The 718-nt window shown below is 64.2% G+C and carries 1 protein-coding gene; it reads right to left on the bottom strand.

Translation table 11 applies throughout. The features are described 5' to 3' along the window. Nucleotides 1–718, bottom strand: a 718-nt coding sequence (locus HMJ39_RS13820) for an IS481 family transposase (protein ID WP_194297770.1), incomplete at both ends; no start/stop codon positions are given.

Genomic DNA, 718 nt, shown 5'->3' with positions numbered 1-718 from the left:
TGTGTAAAGCCACCAGGTTGTTCAGTAAGGGCAGCCGGCTGACGGGAGGCAGATAGCCAAGGCTGGAATGGGGTCGATGCCAGTTGTACTGGTGTAGCCAGGTTGTTAGGCATTCGGCGCGCTGGGCGGCGTTTTCGTAGGCCCTGGCATAGGCCCACTCGTGCAAGGCGGTCTGGATGAGCCTCTCGGCCTTGCCGTTGGTGCGGGGTCGGTAAGGCTGGGTTCGCTTGCGTTTGAGGCCCAGACGTCGGCAGATCCGGGCGAAGGCCTTGGAACGATAGCAGGCGCCATTGTCGGTCAGAACCTCGCGGAACCGGATCCCCAGATGCCGGTAGTAGCGCACCGCCGCGATCAGGGCCCGCCAGGCACTGGCGCCGGTTTCATCCGGCTTGATGCCGGCCCAGGCGACGCGGCTATGGTCGTCGATGGCGACATGAACATAGTCCCAGCCGGCGCCTCGGGAGCGTCCTTTCTGGCGATCGCCGGTGACCCGGTGTCCCGGCTTGTCGAAGCGTCCCAGCTTCTTGATGTCCAGATGCAGTAGATCGCCAGGCGCCTCTCGCTCGTAGCGTTGGGGCGGCGGTGCCGGCTCCAGCGCCGCCAGCCGGTTGAGTCCTTCGCGGCGTAACACGCGGGCGATGGTGCTGACACTGATTCCGGTCTCCTGGCTGATCTGACGGTAAATCCGCCGCTTGTAGCGAGCTTGAATGATGCGTTG

Source organism: Alloalcanivorax profundimaris (assembly GCF_015265435.1).
Taxonomy (GTDB): Bacteria; Pseudomonadota; Gammaproteobacteria; order Pseudomonadales; family Alcanivoracaceae; genus Alloalcanivorax; species Alloalcanivorax profundimaris.
This window is presented reverse-complemented; position numbering and strand designations above follow the sequence as displayed.